Annotated in this window: 16 protein-coding genes and 1 tRNA gene; 8 read left to right on the forward strand and 9 right to left on the reverse strand. The window is 70.6% G+C overall.

The annotated features are described in order from the left end of the window. Together murA and CSW64_RS22065 are read right to left on the reverse strand one after the other, a co-directional pair. Complete coding sequence (murA, locus tag CSW64_RS14545; RefSeq protein ID WP_099622784.1) at positions 1-1,296, reverse strand: UDP-N-acetylglucosamine 1-carboxyvinyltransferase; 1,296 nt, start codon at positions 1,294-1,296, stop codon at positions 1-3. A 92-nt stretch (positions 1,297-1,388) separates the two neighbouring features. Beyond that, complete coding sequence (locus tag CSW64_RS22065) at positions 1,389-1,562, reverse strand: hypothetical protein (protein WP_172448576.1); 174 nt, start codon at positions 1,560-1,562, stop codon at positions 1,389-1,391. An 89-nt stretch (positions 1,563-1,651) separates the two neighbouring features. Between CSW64_RS22065 and CSW64_RS14550 the strand changes: the two genes are divergently transcribed. After that, a tRNA-Thr gene (locus tag CSW64_RS14550) sits at positions 1,652-1,726 on the forward strand. A 47-nt stretch (positions 1,727-1,773) separates the two neighbouring features. Here the strand turns inward: CSW64_RS14550 and CSW64_RS14555 are convergent. The 5 genes from CSW64_RS14555 to CSW64_RS14575 all read right to left on the reverse strand — a co-directional run bounded on the left by CSW64_RS14555 (position 1,774) and on the right by CSW64_RS14575 (position 5,711). Beyond that, entirely contained in the window at positions 1,774-2,919 is a 1,146-nt protein-coding gene (locus CSW64_RS14555; protein ID WP_172448577.1) for a serine hydrolase domain-containing protein, read from the reverse strand. Then, the gene (locus tag CSW64_RS14560; protein WP_099622786.1) at positions 2,907-3,494 is read right to left on the reverse strand and encodes a TetR/AcrR family transcriptional regulator; all 588 of its coding nucleotides are present in this window, start codon (positions 3,492-3,494) and stop codon (positions 2,907-2,909) included. Before CSW64_RS14560 ends, CSW64_RS14555 begins: the two co-directional genes overlap by 13 nt. Positions 3,495-3,500: 6 nt before the next feature. Continuing rightward, positions 3,501-4,025, reverse strand: coding sequence for a hypothetical protein (locus CSW64_RS14565; RefSeq protein ID WP_099622787.1), 525 nt, complete (start codon positions 4,023-4,025; stop codon positions 3,501-3,503). Between the two features lie 68 nt (positions 4,026-4,093). Continuing rightward, positions 4,094-4,807, reverse strand: a complete 714-nt coding sequence (locus tag CSW64_RS14570) for an ankyrin repeat domain-containing protein (protein WP_150131423.1) — start codon at positions 4,805-4,807, stop codon at positions 4,094-4,096. A gap of 49 nt (positions 4,808-4,856) precedes the next feature. Next, a complete protein-coding gene (locus tag CSW64_RS14575; protein ID WP_172448578.1) occupies positions 4,857-5,711 on the reverse strand; it encodes an aspartyl protease family protein in 855 nt (284 codons plus the stop codon). A 230-nt stretch (positions 5,712-5,941) separates the two neighbouring features. Here CSW64_RS14575 and CSW64_RS14580 point away from each other — a divergent pair, with 230 nt between their 5' ends. The 6 genes from CSW64_RS14580 to CSW64_RS14605 all read left to right on the forward strand — a co-directional run bounded on the left by CSW64_RS14580 (position 5,942) and on the right by CSW64_RS14605 (position 12,329). Beyond that, positions 5,942-6,547 carry an outer membrane protein gene (locus tag CSW64_RS14580; protein WP_172448579.1) on the forward strand — a complete coding sequence of 202 codons (606 nt, stop codon included), beginning with the start codon at positions 5,942-5,944 and terminating at the stop codon, positions 6,545-6,547. Between the two features lie 93 nt (positions 6,548-6,640). Next, on the forward strand, positions 6,641-7,315 hold the full coding sequence (locus CSW64_RS14585; RefSeq protein ID WP_099624266.1) for a response regulator: 675 nt from the start codon (positions 6,641-6,643) through the stop codon (positions 7,313-7,315). Beyond that, positions 7,312-8,649, forward strand: coding sequence for a sensor histidine kinase (locus tag CSW64_RS14590; protein ID WP_099622791.1), 1,338 nt, complete (start codon positions 7,312-7,314; stop codon positions 8,647-8,649). The genes CSW64_RS14585 and CSW64_RS14590 overlap by 4 nt, the downstream gene beginning before the upstream one ends. A gap of 68 nt (positions 8,650-8,717) precedes the next feature. Then, complete coding sequence (locus CSW64_RS14595; protein ID WP_099622792.1) at positions 8,718-9,176, forward strand: hypothetical protein; 459 nt, start codon at positions 8,718-8,720, stop codon at positions 9,174-9,176. Between the two features lie 67 nt (positions 9,177-9,243). Continuing rightward, entirely contained in the window at positions 9,244-10,719 is a 1,476-nt protein-coding gene (locus CSW64_RS14600; RefSeq protein ID WP_099622793.1) for an alpha/beta hydrolase, read from the forward strand. A gap of 125 nt (positions 10,720-10,844) precedes the next feature. Beyond that, the gene (locus CSW64_RS14605; protein ID WP_099622794.1) at positions 10,845-12,329 is read left to right on the forward strand and encodes an amidohydrolase; all 1,485 of its coding nucleotides are present in this window, start codon (positions 10,845-10,847) and stop codon (positions 12,327-12,329) included. 16 nt (positions 12,330-12,345) lie between these two features. Here CSW64_RS14605 and CSW64_RS14610 read toward each other — a convergent pair whose 3' ends face one another. Next, positions 12,346-12,864, reverse strand: coding sequence for a hypothetical protein (locus CSW64_RS14610; protein ID WP_099622795.1), 519 nt, complete (start codon positions 12,862-12,864; stop codon positions 12,346-12,348). A 138-nt stretch (positions 12,865-13,002) separates the two neighbouring features. Between CSW64_RS14610 and CSW64_RS14615 the strand changes: the two genes are divergently transcribed. After that, positions 13,003-13,593: an NUDIX domain-containing protein gene (locus CSW64_RS14615; protein ID WP_245863713.1), complete on the forward strand. Its 591-nt coding sequence runs from the start codon at positions 13,003-13,005 to the stop codon at positions 13,591-13,593. A gap of 139 nt (positions 13,594-13,732) precedes the next feature. On the opposite strand, the gene CSW64_RS14620 is transcribed toward CSW64_RS14615, so the two are convergent. After that, positions 13,733-14,254, reverse strand: a complete 522-nt coding sequence (locus CSW64_RS14620; protein ID WP_099622796.1) for a hypothetical protein — start codon at positions 14,252-14,254, stop codon at positions 13,733-13,735. Positions 14,255-14,263: the final 9 nt, after the last annotated feature.

The following is a 14,263-nucleotide window of genomic DNA, read 5'->3' on the forward strand; positions in this document are numbered from 1 at the left end:
CTACTCCCCGATCTCCGGGACCGCTTCGCCCTTGATCCGGCGCACGTTGGCGCCGCAGGCGCCCAGCTTCTCCTCCAGCCGCTCGAAGCCGCGATCCAGGTGGTAGACGCGGCTGACGATCGTCTCGCCGCGCGCGGCCAGGCCCGCGATGACCAGGCTGACCGAGGCGCGCAGGTCGGTGGCCATCACGGGCGCGCCTTCCAGCTGCTCGACGCCGCGGACCCGCGCCTCGCCGCCGGACACGGCGATATCGGCGCCGAGACGCGCCAGCTCCGGCGCGTGCATGAAGCGGTTTTCGAAGATGTGTTCGCGAATGACGCTTTCGCCGTCGGCCAGGGTCATCAGGGCCATGAACTGGGCCTGCAGGTCGGTGGCGAAGCCCGGATAGACGCCCGTATCGACGTCCACGGCCTTCAGGCGCGCGCCATTGCGACGGATCACGACGCCGTCGTTGGTGCGCTCGACCTCGGCGCCGGCTTCCTCGATCTTGACCAGCAGGGCCTCGATCAGGTCGGCGCGGGTGTTGGTCAGGCGAACCTCGCCGCCGGCCATGGCCGCGGCCACGGCGTAGGTGCCGGCCTCGATGCGGTCAGTGATCACCGCGTGGGTTGCCCCATGGAGCCGCTCGACGCCGGTGATGGTGATGGTGGTCGTGCCTTCGCCCTCGATCTGCGCGCCCATCTTGGTCAGGCATTCGGCCAGGTCGACGATCTCGGGCTCGCAGGCGCAGTTCTTCAGGACGGTGACGCCCTTGGCCAGGACGGCGGCCAGCATGGCGTGCTCGGTCGCGCCGACCGAGACGAAGGGAAACTCGATCTCCGCGCCCCTCAGGCCGCGCGGGGCGGTCGCATAGACGTAGCCCTCGTGCAGGTCGATCTTGGCGCCCAGCGCCTCCAGCGCCTGTAGGTGCAGGTCGACCGGCCGCGCGCCGATGGTGCAGCCGCCCGGCAGCGAGACCTTAGCGTGACCGGTGCGGGCGATCAGCGGGCCCAGCACGTTGAAGCTGGCGCGCATCTGCCGGACCAGGTCGTAGGGCGCGAACGAGCTGACGATCTCCGGCGTATGCAGGATCGTCTCGGGCCCGGTCTCGGTGTCGCGCTCCTCGATGATCGCGCCCAGCCGCGTCAGCAGGTGCCCCAGGAACCGGGTGTCCGCCAGGCGCGGCATGTTGGTGAGGCGAAGCGGCTCGTCCGTAAGGAGCGAGGCGGCCATCAGCTTGATGGCGGAGTTCTTGGCGCCGCTGATCGGAATCGATCCGTTCAGCCGCGCGCCGCCGACGATGGCGATGCGGTCCATTCAGGCCCCTCGATGCGCGGACGGGTCCTCCGTCGGCGACGAACACACATGTGAAGGCGGGGTTCTAGCGGGCGCAAGCCCCCGCGCAAGAGTCACTTGTGCTTGATGGCCGCGTCATCGGGTCGCCGAATCCCGGCGTCGCCTTCCCCAGGGGTCGATTCCTTCGGCGCGGCCTTCCGCCGGCGCAGATTGGCGCGCAGGGCGACGGCGAGCTGCTGCTCGCGAAGTTCCTTGTCCGAAAGGGGTTTGCCGGGCTTTTTCGTCATGGCGCCAGCAGTGAGGCGACAGAGAGTTGTGGGTCAAGCGAATTAGGGCTTCCCCCCGCCCCCGAGTTTCGCTATCAGGCGCCCCTCCCGCCGCCGTAGCTCAGTGGTAGAGCGCATCCTTGGTAAGGCTGAGGTCGGCAGTTCAATCCTGCCCGGCGGCACCACGGCTCCCCAGGCCCTAGAGGCCTTGGGGAGCCGCCAGTCCCTTCCCCTACATCTCGGTTTCCGCCCCCGTCGGCGCGCGCCATGACTGTGTCCGCGCCAACCGGACGAGCCCGGCGCCCAGCGCGGTGATGTCCTTCTGGCGGTTGACCAGGACGACCACGCCCGCCCGCTGGACCGGATCGATCGCGAGATAGGCGAAATAGCCGTTGACCGCGCCGTTGTGCCAAAGAATGGACCGGTTGCCCTCCAGTCGGTCGAAGACCGAGGGCAGAAGCCAGCCGATCGCCGACCGTCCGTGCGGCTGGCCGTCTCGCTGCCGTACGAGACTGCCGTACAGGGGTGATGCGCCGTCGAAGCCCGCCTCGATGAACCGCACCAGATCGTGGGCGCTCGAGGCGATCGAACCGGCGCCGCCCAACGCGGAAAATCGCCAGGGCGCGGCCGGCTGGCCGGCGACGTCGTGGCCCTGGATCAACCTGGCCGCCGCCTCGTCCGGGAGGTCGCCATAGCTGTCCCGCATCCCAAGCGGCGCGAAGATCAGTTCCTCGAGGAGCGCGGCGTAGGATTTGCCGGTCACGAGCTCCAGCACGTGTGCGAGCAGCCCCATGCCGTAGTTCGAGTAGCTAAACCGGCCCGGCTTCCTCTTTCCGACCGGATCGGCGAGGTAGGCCAGCACCTCGTCGCGCGTCAGCTGGTTGTAGGGGTCGTGCATCAGATTCGCCCGGCCGACCCGATCGAGAACCTCATCCTCGATCGGCTTGGGGACGGTGGGCAAACCGGACGCATGGCTGGAAAGCTGCAAGAGCGTGACCGGGGCCATCGTCGGCGCGAGCGGAAAGCGCGCGCCGATCAGCTCGCCCAGGGTCTGATCCATTCGCAGCGCCCCGGCGTCGACGAACCGCTGCAACAGCAGGCCGGTGAAGACCTTCGAGACCGAGCCGATCTGGAAGACCGTGGCTCCGGTCGCTCCGGTCGGGCCGTAGGAGGTGATTCGACTCTCGTCGCCCTTCACCACCGCGACCACGACGTCCGTCGTCGCGTCCCGGCGCAGCCACCGCGCCGCTTCTTCATCAATGGCCTTGGCAAGGTCGCCTCGATCCGGGCAGTGATTCAGCCGCCAGTAGAGAACCGCGCCGCCCGCCAGAGCCAGCGTCGTCAGTCCGGCCGCGAAAAGGCCGATCACGCCCCACATGGCGACTCTCCTGTCCGTCGCGCCCATAGCCGACGCAGCAGTTCCTCCACGCCCGACGCCCCCTCCGCCCCGGCGAGCGGCTGGGTCAGCGTCCAGTCGTCGAAGGCGCGCAGGACCGCCAGGGTCGTCTGCTCCATGAGGTCCCGTCCCGGCAAGACGTCCACGAGACCCAGGTCGACGGCATTGGCGAAAAAGGCCTGCAGCCAGGCCGGCGGGCCGTCTCCGGCGCCGACCATCGCCAACAGCACCCGGTCGTCGGGGTTGTCTCGCAGGAAGCGTCCGAGCCGATCATTGGCGGCATGGAAGGCGCTCCACAGCGTCGCCTCGTCGGCGGCGGCCGCCCAGTCCCCGAGGCAGCCGGCCGCGCGACTCAGCGAATCGGCGGCGACGGCCGCGAACAGGTCGTCCTTGCCGTCGAAGTAGTTGTAGGCCGAGGTCTTGGACAGGCCGGCGTCGGCGATGATCCTGTTGAGCGACGCCCCGTCCCGGCCGTCGCGGGCGAAGTGGAAGCGCGCGACGGCCAGGAACGCCGTTTGCGCCTCATGGGGAAGCCGTGCGAAGCGCGGCAGCGGCATGGTCCGTCAAGCCTCCTGGAGGCGGCTGTCGGCGGCTGCGATACGCAGGCTCCCGATCAAGCGGCGAGTGAGTCTCCAATGCACCGCCCAGGCCAAAAGCGCCAGGACGCCGCCGATCACGCCGACCGGGCCGGGCAGCAGAGACAGGATCTGCAGGCCGCACCAGGAAAGGCCCAGATCACGCCAGAGGCGCTGGACCCGGACCGGCGTGCGGCCGTCCCGCGCCAGCGAGGCCGCGATCCCGCCGACGATGAAGAAGTCCTCCACGAAATTGTACGGGATCACGAACATCAGCCAGACCGAGCGCGGCGTGGCGGTTCGCCGAGCCGCCGGGATCGCCTCGAGCGTCCGCTGCAGGTCGCGGCAGTAGAGCGCCACCAGACCCAGGAAAACCAGCACGGCGACGCCGCCGCCGACCGGTCCGAAAGCGGCGACCTCGGCCAGGACGCCGCCGCCCCACTGCGGCGCCCAGAGCGGCTGGGTGAGCAGGACGGCGACCGGCACGGTCAGGAGAAGCTTGAGGAAGATCACGGCGCACTCGCATGGACCACTGGAGTGCACCACTAGTACACGCCCTGCCAAGGCGCAATGGGGCGCCGTCAGGGCTCGCGGGCGCGCCCTGCGGCTGACAGCCGTTCGGCCGCCGCGCGATAGGCCGGGTCGCGCTTCCGGCGGAGCAGGTCGGCGGCGGTGCGCCCCCCGGCGTCAGGCATGTCGCCGCGCGCGCCATGCCGGGCGAAGAGCCCGAAATGCTCGGGCGCGCTCCCCTTCCGGAGCATCATGTGCAGGGCGGTCTCGCCCTTGGCGTTGCGGGCGTCGGGGTTCGCGCCCGCCTTCAGCAGGGTCTCGGCGGCGCCGAAGCGGCTCCAGGACACGGCGCCCAGCAACGGCGTGTCGCCGCGATCGGCCCCCTCCTCGATGTCGGCGCCGTTCGCGATCAACAGGCGGATGGCGGCGTGGTCATCGTTCCAGACGGCCGCGAACAGGCAGTAGTCGGGATCGGCGCCCAGCGCCAACAGATGCTGGGCCAGTTTCACGCTCCGCCCGCGCGAGATCACATGCCACAGCGGCGTCGCCCGCCAGGCCCCCTCGGTGAAGGCCGGATCGTTCAGCCCCAGGCCAACCGCCAGCAGAACATCCGCCGTCCGGAGGCTCGCTTCGTCCTCGCCGGGAGTCATACAGGCCAGGTGCAGCCAGTTCCGCCCGCGCTCGTCCACGACGCCGATCAGGTCCGGCCGCCGGGCCAGACCTTCCGCGACCTCCCGCCAGCGATGCGCCCGCACCGCCTCGCGCATGCTCGTCTTCGAGACCATGGCGCAGGCTAACCCGATCAGGTCCGGAGCAGAACCGCCGAACCCGCGCTCAGGGCGCCGGCTCAAGCCAGGTCCGCCCCCCTGAATGATCGATCACCAGCCGCGCCCGCCGCAGCACCGGCATGCCGACGTTGGGATCGCCGGTCTCGTTGAAAAAGACCTGGGGCGACTCCAGGACGAGATGGCCGACGCGCACCGGCCCGTCGATCTGGGCCTCGTAGGCGTCCTGGACGCCGCCGGCCGAGCGGGTCTTGCCCTTCAGGACGGGCGGCGCCTTCAGCGGCAGCGTCTTGGCCATCGACAGGGGAAGCGTCAGCACCGCGTCGTTGCCGGTATCGACCAGAGCCTCGAAGGACTGCCCCGCCACGGTGACGACCACGGCCGGCAATCCGTCGAGATGCGGCGCGCCCTCGCCCGCCGGACGATTGGCGGGCGCGTCCGGCAGCACCCGAATACGGCTGCCGGCGAAGTCGATCTCCACCAGACGCCCCGGAAAACTGTTCGGCCCGATGATGCCGGCCTCGTCGTGCCGCTTGAAGTCGATGACGTTGGCGGGACCGTCCTGGATCGAGACCCCGCTGACGCTCATGCCGGTGATGCGGGTCCGGAAGCCCGGGATGGGCTTGCCGGTAGCCCCGTCGACGGAGTTGGACGGCCCGACTTTGGGCAGGCCGATGGATTGGGCGAAGACCGTGTCGATGATGTTTCCGTTGGTGCCGGTGTCGAACACCAGCGGCGCCGGAGGTCCGCCGTTGAAGCGCGCGATCACCAGCATCCGGTTCTTCGAACTGTAGAACGGGAAGCTCTCGACGGAACGGACGGACGGCGGGGACGCGGGGGGAACCGGCGCCTCGCCGCTCAGGAGCGCCAGCGCGGCGACGACCGGGGTAAGCATATCGACCATGACAATGCCCTGTTTCAACAATAGTACGATTAGCACCATTTATCACCAAGGTCGTCAACTCCCGAAGGGCTTTCTCCCCTCGCCGTCCAGTTCCAGGGCCGCCGGCCGAACCGGCTGAAGGGGGATCGGGAGGCCGGGCAGTCCCGCGCAATGTTGCGGCAATGGACCGGGTCGAAACCGGACGCGCGGCTCCGGTCGCGCTTCGCATTCCCAGTCAAAGAAACCGCATCATGAGAAACCTCTTCATCGGCCTGGTCATGGCCGCCGGCTTCTGTGCGCCCGCCGCCGCCCTGGCCCAGGACTCCGCTGAATTCGCCGGCTTCAAGGTCGGCGTCAGCGCCGACTACCGCTGGCTCAAGGGCGACGCCGACACGCCCGACCTGAAGGATCGCCTCAAGGACCGCGAGAGCGGCTTCGGCTTCCGCGGCCATGTCGGCTACGACATCCCCATCGGCGAACGCCTGGTGCTGGGCGCCGAGGGCGGCCTGAGCAAGGGCGGCGAAAGCCTCTCCCTGGGCAACAAGCTGGGCCGGCGGACGCTGGATCCGGAACTGAGCTGGGACGTCTCCGCCCGTCTCGGCATGGCGGTGTCGTCCGACTTCATGATCTACGGCCGCGCCGGCTACGCCTGGCAGAGGGTCAAGGACCGCACGGAAATCAACAGCCCCGCCAAGACCATAGAGGACACCCGCACCGAAGGCGGCCTGCTCTACGGCGCCGGCGTGGAAACCCGCCTGAACTCGAATCTGCTGGTCCGGCTCGAATACGATCGCGCCGAGTTCGGCGACAACCTGTCGTCTCAGAAGCTGCAAGTTGGTGTCTCCCTAGGCTTCTGAGGTCGGCGACGCGGCCGTCCCTTGCTCGTCCCACCTGCGGGGGCGGCCGCGGTTCGCATGGACGTCGCCCAGGCTTCGGTGGAAAGTCCGCGCGTGAAGATCCTGCTTGTCGAGGACGAGATCGAGATGGCCGGCGCGCTCCGCGTGGTGCTGGAGCGCGAAGGCTTCGTGGTCGATCATGTCGCCAGCCTGGCCGACGCCGCCGAGGCGGCGCTGGACGGCGGTCATGACCTGGTGCTGCTCGACCGCACCCTGCCTGACGGCGAGGGCCTGAGCCTGATCGGCCCGCTGCGGGCGGCCAACGCCGGCGTGCCGGTGATCGTCCTGACCGCCCGCGGGGCGGTCCCCGACCGGGTCGACGGTCTCGACCACGGCGCCGACGACTATCTGGCCAAGCCCTTCGCCAGCGAGGAGCTGATGGCGCGGATCCGCGCGGTCCGCCGCCGTCCCGCCGGGGTGACCACGGAACGCGTCACGCTCGCGCGGCTGACCTTCGACCTGATCCACGACGAAGCCTTCATCGACGACCACCGCGTCGACCTGCCCCGTCGCGAGCTGCGCGTGCTTGCAGCCCTCATCCGCCGCCGCGGGCGCACCGTGCTGCGCACGGCGCTGGAGCAGGCCGTGTACGGCTTCGACGACGAGATCCAGTCCAACACCCTGGACAGCCATATCTCCCGCCTTCGCCGCAAGCTGGCCGAGGCGGACGCCGGGGTGGAGATTCACGCCATCCGCGGCGTCGGCTACCTGCTGAGGGCGGCCGGATGAAGTCGCCGCGGAGCCTGTCGTTGAAGCGCCGGCTGGTGATCTGGCTGCTGCTCTTCCAGGCCGGCTTTCTGCTGTTGCTGATGATTCTCCTCGTCGGCTTCCTGGTGCGCGCCGACATGGGCGGCGCCCTGGTCGATCCGGAGATCACCGAGATCGTGGCGCGAGCCGTCGAGCGTGACGCGGACGGTCTGGTCCTGCGGGAAACGGCGGAACTGGCGGCGTTCCGGAAGGAAACCCCGGACGTATGGTTCATCGCGCGGAGCGACCGCGGCGAGATCATCGAGAGCGGACCGGTTCCCGCCCCCTACCGCGCCCTCGGCCGCCACCTGGACAGCATCAGCTTCGCCGACCTGCGCGATACGGTGAAGCCCTTCACCCTGTCGGCGGTGATCCGTCGGGTCCCGGGGCCCGCCGGCGAGCTGACCGTGCTGAGCGGCGGGCGTCTCCACAGCCTGACCTTCGCCATCCTGTTCCTGTCCAATCTGCTGCTCCTGCCGATCCTGATCCTGCTCTCGCTGGTGACCATCGCGGTGACGCCCCAGATCGTGAAACGGGCGCTGAACGGGCTGGCCCGCACGGCCGACCAGGCCGCCCACATCGACGCCGATCGCCGCGGCTCCCGGCTGGACGAGGACGGCGTGCCGGTCGAGGTGACGCCACTGGTTCGGGCCATCAACGGGGCGTTGCAGCGGCTCGACGAGGGCTACGAACGCCAGCAACGCTTCATCGCCGACGCCGCCCACGAACTGCGCACCCCGATCGCCATCGTGCAGTCGAGGGTCGACGGCCTGCCGGCCGGCCCGGCGACCGAGCGGCTCCGTCGGGACGTCGCGCGCCTGGCGGTGATCTGCGAGCAGCTGCTCGACCTGCAACGTATCGAGCGCGAACTGGAGATGACTAACGTCGACCTGCTCGAACGGGCGACCACCGTCGCGGCCGACCTGGCGCCGCTGCTGATCGCCAATGCCTGCGAGGTCGAGGTGTCCGGTCGCGGCCCCGCCCAGGTGCTCGGCGATCCCGGCGCCATCGACCGGGTCGTCACCAGCCTGGTGCAGAACGCGATCGACCACGGCGGCCGACAGGTGATCATCCGCGTCCTCCCCTCCGCCATCGAGGTCGAGGACGACGGCCCGGGCATCCCGGCCGAGGAACGCGAGCGGATCTTCGAACCCTTCCATCGGCTGCGGGCCCGCTCGACCGGCGCGGGCCTGGGACTCAGCCTGGTGCGGCAGGTCATGGAACGCCACCACGGCCGCGTCGTCGTCGAGACCGCCGACGGCGGCGGCGCCCTGATCCGGCTGGAGTTTCCGGAGCGGCGGCCCCGGCGCGCCTGAGGACGCCAGCTTCCCGCAATCCGCGACTGCTCTGCTGGGACGACCTCGCCGCCCCCAGGAGCGAAACCATGTCGTGCAAGATCCTACGAACCGCCCTCGCCGGCGCCCTCTGCCTCAGTCTCGCCGGCGCCCCCGTTCTGGCCCGCCAGCCCGAAGCGCCCCAAGCGCCCGAAGCGAATGAGCGCGGCTGGCGGCCGGACCGCTGGGAGGACCGTCCCCCGCCCCGCCCCAGCAGCCCCTACTGGGAATGCCGCGGTCTCTACGGACGCGAAAAGGAGCGCTGCGAGCGCCGCGTGGAGCGGGATCGCCATGACCGCGAGGACGACCGCCGCGAAAAGGACCGCAAGAAAGGCGTCGCCGCGGGCGTGGTCGGGACCCTGGTCGTGGGCGCCGTCATCGCGGCCATCGCCGCCGACGCGAAGAAGAAGAAGGAGCGCCGCGAATACTGCGAGCGGGAGTATGGCAATTATGACGAGCGGAGCGACAGCTACCGGGCCAGCGACGGCCGCTGGTATCCCTGCCGGTAGCATCGGTCGATGCGTTCGCCGCGGTTCCGTGTGATCGTAGGCCGAGCGTGACGCGGGGGAGAATGAAATGCGCCGACTGGTCTGTTGGTTCGGAGGCGGTCTCGCCCTCGCCGCCGCGTTCGATCCGGCCTGGGCGGCCGCCCCCTCGGCGGCCCCGCCCAGGATCGACCTGACGCCCTGCCCCGTCGAGGCGCCGGCCGAGGGCGATCGGCCCGCGCTTCGCGAGACGGCGCGCTGCGGGCGCTTCGTCGTCCCGGAAAACCGCGCCCTGCCGAACGGGCGTCAGCTGTCGCTGAAGGTGATCGTCCTTCCGGCGCGGAGTTCCAAGCCCCTCGAACCCGTCTTCGTCCTGGCCGGCGGCCCAGGCCAGCCCGCCACCGAGCTGACCGCGGACTTCATCCGCAGCGGCTATCGCGAAGACCGCGACGTCGTGCTGATGGACACCCGGGGGACCGACGCCGAGACCGGGCTCGCCTGCGACCTGGGCGGGTCGGACGCCGACCCGCAGGGCTATCTGCAGCCGATCTTCGCCGAGGGCGTCGCCTACGCCGCCTGCCGGGCCCAGCTCGCCGCCCGCGCCGACCTGACCCAGTACGCCATTCCCCTGGCGATGCAGGACCTCGACGACCTGCGCCGGGCGCTCGGCTACGAGCAGGTGGTGCTGGACGGCGGTTCGTTCGGCACCCGCTACGCCCGGGCCTACATCCGCCAGTACGGCCGTCATGTGCGGGCCGCGATCCTCTCGGGCCTCGTCCCCATCGAGAACCGCGCCCCGCTCTATCATGCCGACGCCGCGCAGAAGGCCCTGGACGGCCTGATCGCCCAGTGCGCCGCCGAGCCGGCCTGCCACGCCGCCTACCCGGACATCCGCGGCGACCTGGCCGCGGTCCAGACCCGCCTGCGCGCCGGCCCGGTCGTCGTCCGCGCCGCCCATCCGGCGACGGAAGCCCCCGTCGACGTCCGCCTGTCGGACGCCGCCTTCGCCGACGGCCTGCGGGTGATGTTGTATTCGGACGAACGCGCCCGTCAGGTCCCCCTCCTGCTGCGGCGGGCCCGCGAGGGCGATCTGCGGCCGTTCGCCGAGGCGGCGATGCGCAGCAGCCGCGCGCTGAAACAGTCCCTGCGGCTGGGCCTGCTGCTCTCGGCCTCCTGCGGCGAGGACGTCTGGCGCATCCGCCCGGGCGAGGTCGCCGCCGCGACCCGGGGCCGGTTCATCGGCGACAGCCGGGTCAGGGGCCAGATGGCCGCCTGTTCGGTCTGGCCGCGCGGGACGATGCCGAAGGATTACTACGCGCCGTTCCACTCGGATGTGCCGACGCTGCTGATCTCCGGCGACCTCGATCCGGTCACGCCGCCGGCGTGGGGCGATACGATGGGCAAGACCCTGGTCAACAGCGTCCATGTCGTCGTGCCGGGCGGCCACGTGCCCTATGTGGACTGCGTCATCGCCATGAGCCGGCAGTTCCCGTCCCTGGCCAGGCCGACCGACCTGGATCGCAGTTGCGTGGCGAAGATGCGGCGCCCGGCGTTCGCCCTGCCCTAGCGGCGCATCCATGCCTCAACCGCATACCCGTCGGCGTTCTTTGTGGTGGGGTGGCGCCGTCCCTTCTGGCTAACTAGCCTCGGCCGCGTTTCGGCCATGCCGCTTCCAGTGGGGGACCCGCTTCGATGACGCCTTCGCCTTTCAGGCTCGCCCTGTTCTCGACCGTGCTCGCCTTCGGCGCCGTCGCCAGCGCCTTCGCCGCGCCGGTGACCGACGCCGACCGCGCCCAGATCCTGAAGGCCGTCGACGCCGACGCGCCGAAGATCAAGGACGCCGCCCGCAAGATCTGGGGCTTCGCCGAGGTCGGCTACCAGGAGACCAAGAGCACCGCCCTGCTCCAGGGCCAGCTGAAGGCCGCCGGCTTCAAGGTCGACGCTGGCGTGGCCGGCATGCCGACCGCGTTCGTCGCCAGCTACAAGAACGGCGACGGCCCGGTCATCGCCATCCTGGCCGAGTTCGACGCCCTGCCCGGCCTGGCCCAGACCGCCGATCCGGTGAAGACCGCCATCGCCGGCCAGCACGCCGGCCACGGCTGCGGCCACAACCTGTTCGGCGCGGCCTCGGTCGGCGCCGCGGTCGCCCTGAAGCAGTGGATGGTCGCCAACGACATCAAGGGCGAGCTGCGCGTCTACGGCACGCCGGCCGAGGAAGGCGGCTCGGGCAAGGTCTATATGGTCCGCGGCGGCCTGTTCAAAGACGTCGACGTCACTCTGCACTGGCATCCGTCCGGCGCGAACAGCGCCTCGCAGGGCGTGTCGATGGCCAACATCAGCGGCAAGTTCCGCTTCAGCGGGATCTCGGCCCACGCCTCGGGCGCGCCGGACAAGGGCCGCTCAGCGCTGGACGGCGTGGAGCTGATGGACGTGGCCGCCAACTTCATGCGCGAGCATGTGCCGGACAAGACCCGCATCCACTATGTGATCACCAACGGCGGATCCGCCCCCAACGTCGTGCCCAACTTCGCCGAGGTCTACTACTACGTCCGCCATCCCAACCCGGAGGTGGTGAAGAGCGTCTGGGCGCGGCTGGAGAAGGCCGCCCAGGGCGCCGCCATGGCCACCGAGACCACCGTCTCGTCCGAGATCACCGGCGGCGTCTACGCCATGCTGCCGAACGACACGCTGGGCCGGGCGATGGACGCCAACCTGCGCCGGGTCGGCGGGATCGACTGGACGCCGGAAGAGATCGCCTTCGCCAAAAAGATGCAGGAGTCCCTGCCGGGCGCCCCGTCGATCGACTCGGTGAAGACCGTGCGGCCCTACAAGCTGGAGCTGGAAGGCGGCGGCGGCTCGACCGACGTGGCCGACATCAGCTGGGTCACCCCGACCGTCGGGCTGGGCACGGCCACCTTCGTGCCGGGCTCGGCCGGCCACAGCTGGCAGAACGTCGCCGCCGCCGGCATGTCGATCGGCGAGAAGGGCGCGGTCAACGCCGCCAAGACCCTGGCCCTGACCGGCGCGGACCTGTTCACCGACCCCGAGCTGATCGCCAAGGCCAAGGCCGAGCTGCTGGAGCGGCGCGGCCCCGACTTCGCCTACAAGGCCATGCTGGGCGACCGCCCGCCGGCGCTGGACTACCGCAAGCCGGCGACCGGCGGCGGCGCGGAATAGCGGACCAGGACCGGCCTCAGCCGTCCTTCTTCGCCTGGGCCTTCTTGTTGGCCTGGGAGACGCTGCCGACCTTGGCGGGTGGAACCTTGGTCCTGGCCGCCCTGCTCGGCTTGTCGACGGCGCCCGCGTTGGCCGTACGGCCCGGCCCCGGATGACGGACGGCCGCGTTGGCGCGCTTGGCGTTCAAGGCGCGACGGACGCCGTCGGCCGTGCGGGCGCGAGCCTCCTCGGCTTCCTTCCGCGCGATCTGGCGGTTGGTCCGCCGCAGCGCCTGGGCGAAGACCTGCTTGCGTTCCTGGGCATGCTCGGCGTTGCCGGAGGCCCCGGACGCCCTCGCCTCGCCCTTCCCCCGGACCTCGCGGCGCTTGTGGCGCGAGATCGTCCGCACCCTCTCCAGCTGTCCCCGGATGTCGCCGCGCGCCTTGCGGAGCGCGTCGAGGTCCAGGCTCTGGATGTCCGGATGATGGGTCGTTCGGATCAGCTCGAACTCGTCGTGGGCCAGCAGTTTGCGTTCGCTCGCGAGGGAGATGGTCAAGGCGTGCGCTCCTGTGCCGGGCCGGCGGAGCGCCGACCTTCCGCAAACTCAACGGAGGCGCGAGCGGGGTGGTTCCGCGTTCCGTCCGCCGGCGAACCGGGCTAGGAAGCGGCCGGCCTTCGTCCGCAGGAGTTCTCGATGTCCAAGCCCCGCAAGGACGGCGGCCTTCCGCCGGCCGACATGCCGGTCCGCACCGTGCACTCCGGATGGCTGGACCTGCATCTGGTGACCCTGACCGCCCCCGACGGTTCGACCTACGAGCGCTACGTCGAGGATCACGGCCGGGCGGTGGCGGTGCTGCCCTACAATCCGGAGACCCGGAAGGCGCTGCTGGTGTCCCTGCCCCGCGCGGCGATGCTCTACGCCGGGGGAACCGCCGTGCTCGAGGCCCCGGCCGGCATCATCGAACCCGGCGAGAACGCGGCCGATTGCGCGCGTCGCGAGCTGGTCGAGGAAGCGGGCCTGGAAGTCGAGACCCTGGAGCCGGCGGGCGCGACCTGGATGTCGCCGGGCACGACCACCGAACAGGTGACGCTATTCCTCGCCCCCTACGCCGACCGCCAGCGGACCGGCCTCGGCGGCGGGGTCGAGCACGAGAACGAACACATCGTCGTCCACGAGGTCCCGCTCGGCGACCTGGCCGCCGTGATCGACGGCGAGGTCCCGACCGACGCCAAGACGCGGATCCTCGTCGAGACCCTGCGCCGCCGCCGGCCGGAGCTGTTCTAGGGATAGGGCGCGCGGTCACTCAATTCGGTCATCCCGGCCGCAGCGCAGCGCAGAGCCGGGACCCAGACCTAGCCAGAGCACCATCCTGGGTCCCGGATAGCCTCTCCGAGGCTTCCGGGATGACAGGGAATGAAGCGCCTCAGCCCTCTCGCCGCGGGGCGCGGTCGCCGAACCACCAGGCCAGGGCCGTCGAGGCCGAGAAGGCGATGGTCTCCACCGCCGTCGAGACCACGCCGGCCGCCGCATCCTCGCGCAGGCCGCCGGCCAGGGCCGACAGGAACAGCAGCGCGAACAGCAGCCACAGCAGCAGAGTCAGCGCCGGCCGGGTCAGGGCCCGCACCGCCGCGACCCAGGGCCAACTCTGGGCCAGCGCCGCCTCGGCCCGCAGGGATTCGGCGAGGCCGGTCCAGCGTCCGTCGGCCTCGGTCTTGGCCAAGGCCTGGCGCGAAGCCTCCGCCTGCCCGGTCCGCGCCTCGGCGGCCATGCGCAGATCGTGGTCCCAGCGCTCCTTTTCGTGGGTCAGCTCCAGCTGCCGGTCCTTGCGCTTCTCGCGCGCCTCGAAGATCGCCAGACCCCGGTTGAGGATCGAGCCCAGGGCGCCGAACGCCGCGCCGAGCGCGCCGCCGGTCAGACCGCCGCCGGCCAGCGTGATCAGTTCCATGACGGGTCT

The sequence above is a fragment of the Caulobacter mirabilis genome, from assembly GCF_002749615.1.
Classification (GTDB): domain Bacteria; phylum Pseudomonadota; class Alphaproteobacteria; order Caulobacterales; family Caulobacteraceae; genus Caulobacter; species Caulobacter mirabilis.

Bases quoted from the DNA above. Each gene is read 5' to 3' on its own strand.
- murA (WP_099622784.1), bottom strand. From the start codon at position 1,296: ATGGACCGCATCGCCATCGTCGGCGGCGCGCGGCTGAACGGATCGATT.
- CSW64_RS22065 (WP_172448576.1), bottom strand. From the start codon at position 1,562: ATGACGAAAAAGCCCGGCAAACCCCTTTCGGACAAGGAACTTCGCGAG.
- CSW64_RS14555 (WP_172448577.1), bottom strand. From the start codon at position 2,919: ATGTGGGGCGTGATCGGCCTTTTCGCGGCCGGACTGACGACGCTGGCT.
- CSW64_RS14560 (WP_099622786.1), bottom strand. From the start codon at position 3,494: ATGCCGCTGCCGCGCTTCGCACGGCTTCCCCATGAGGCGCAAACGGCG.
- CSW64_RS14570 (WP_150131423.1), bottom strand. From the start codon at position 4,807: ATGGTCTCGAAGACGAGCATGCGCGAGGCGGTGCGGGCGCATCGCTGG.
- CSW64_RS14575 (WP_172448578.1), bottom strand. From the start codon at position 5,711: ATGGTCGATATGCTTACCCCGGTCGTCGCCGCGCTGGCGCTCCTGAGC.
- CSW64_RS14580 (WP_172448579.1), top strand. From the start codon at position 5,942: ATGAGAAACCTCTTCATCGGCCTGGTCATGGCCGCCGGCTTCTGTGCG.
- CSW64_RS14590 (WP_099622791.1), top strand. From the start codon at position 7,312: ATGAAGTCGCCGCGGAGCCTGTCGTTGAAGCGCCGGCTGGTGATCTGG.
- CSW64_RS14595 (WP_099622792.1), top strand. From the start codon at position 8,718: ATGTCGTGCAAGATCCTACGAACCGCCCTCGCCGGCGCCCTCTGCCTC.
- CSW64_RS14600 (WP_099622793.1), top strand. From the start codon at position 9,244: ATGCGCCGACTGGTCTGTTGGTTCGGAGGCGGTCTCGCCCTCGCCGCC.
- CSW64_RS14605 (WP_099622794.1), top strand. From the start codon at position 10,845: ATGACGCCTTCGCCTTTCAGGCTCGCCCTGTTCTCGACCGTGCTCGCC.
- CSW64_RS14615 (WP_245863713.1), top strand. From the start codon at position 13,003: ATGTCCAAGCCCCGCAAGGACGGCGGCCTTCCGCCGGCCGACATGCCG.
- CSW64_RS14620 (WP_099622796.1), bottom strand. From the start codon at position 14,254: ATGGAACTGATCACGCTGGCCGGCGGCGGTCTGACCGGCGGCGCGCTC.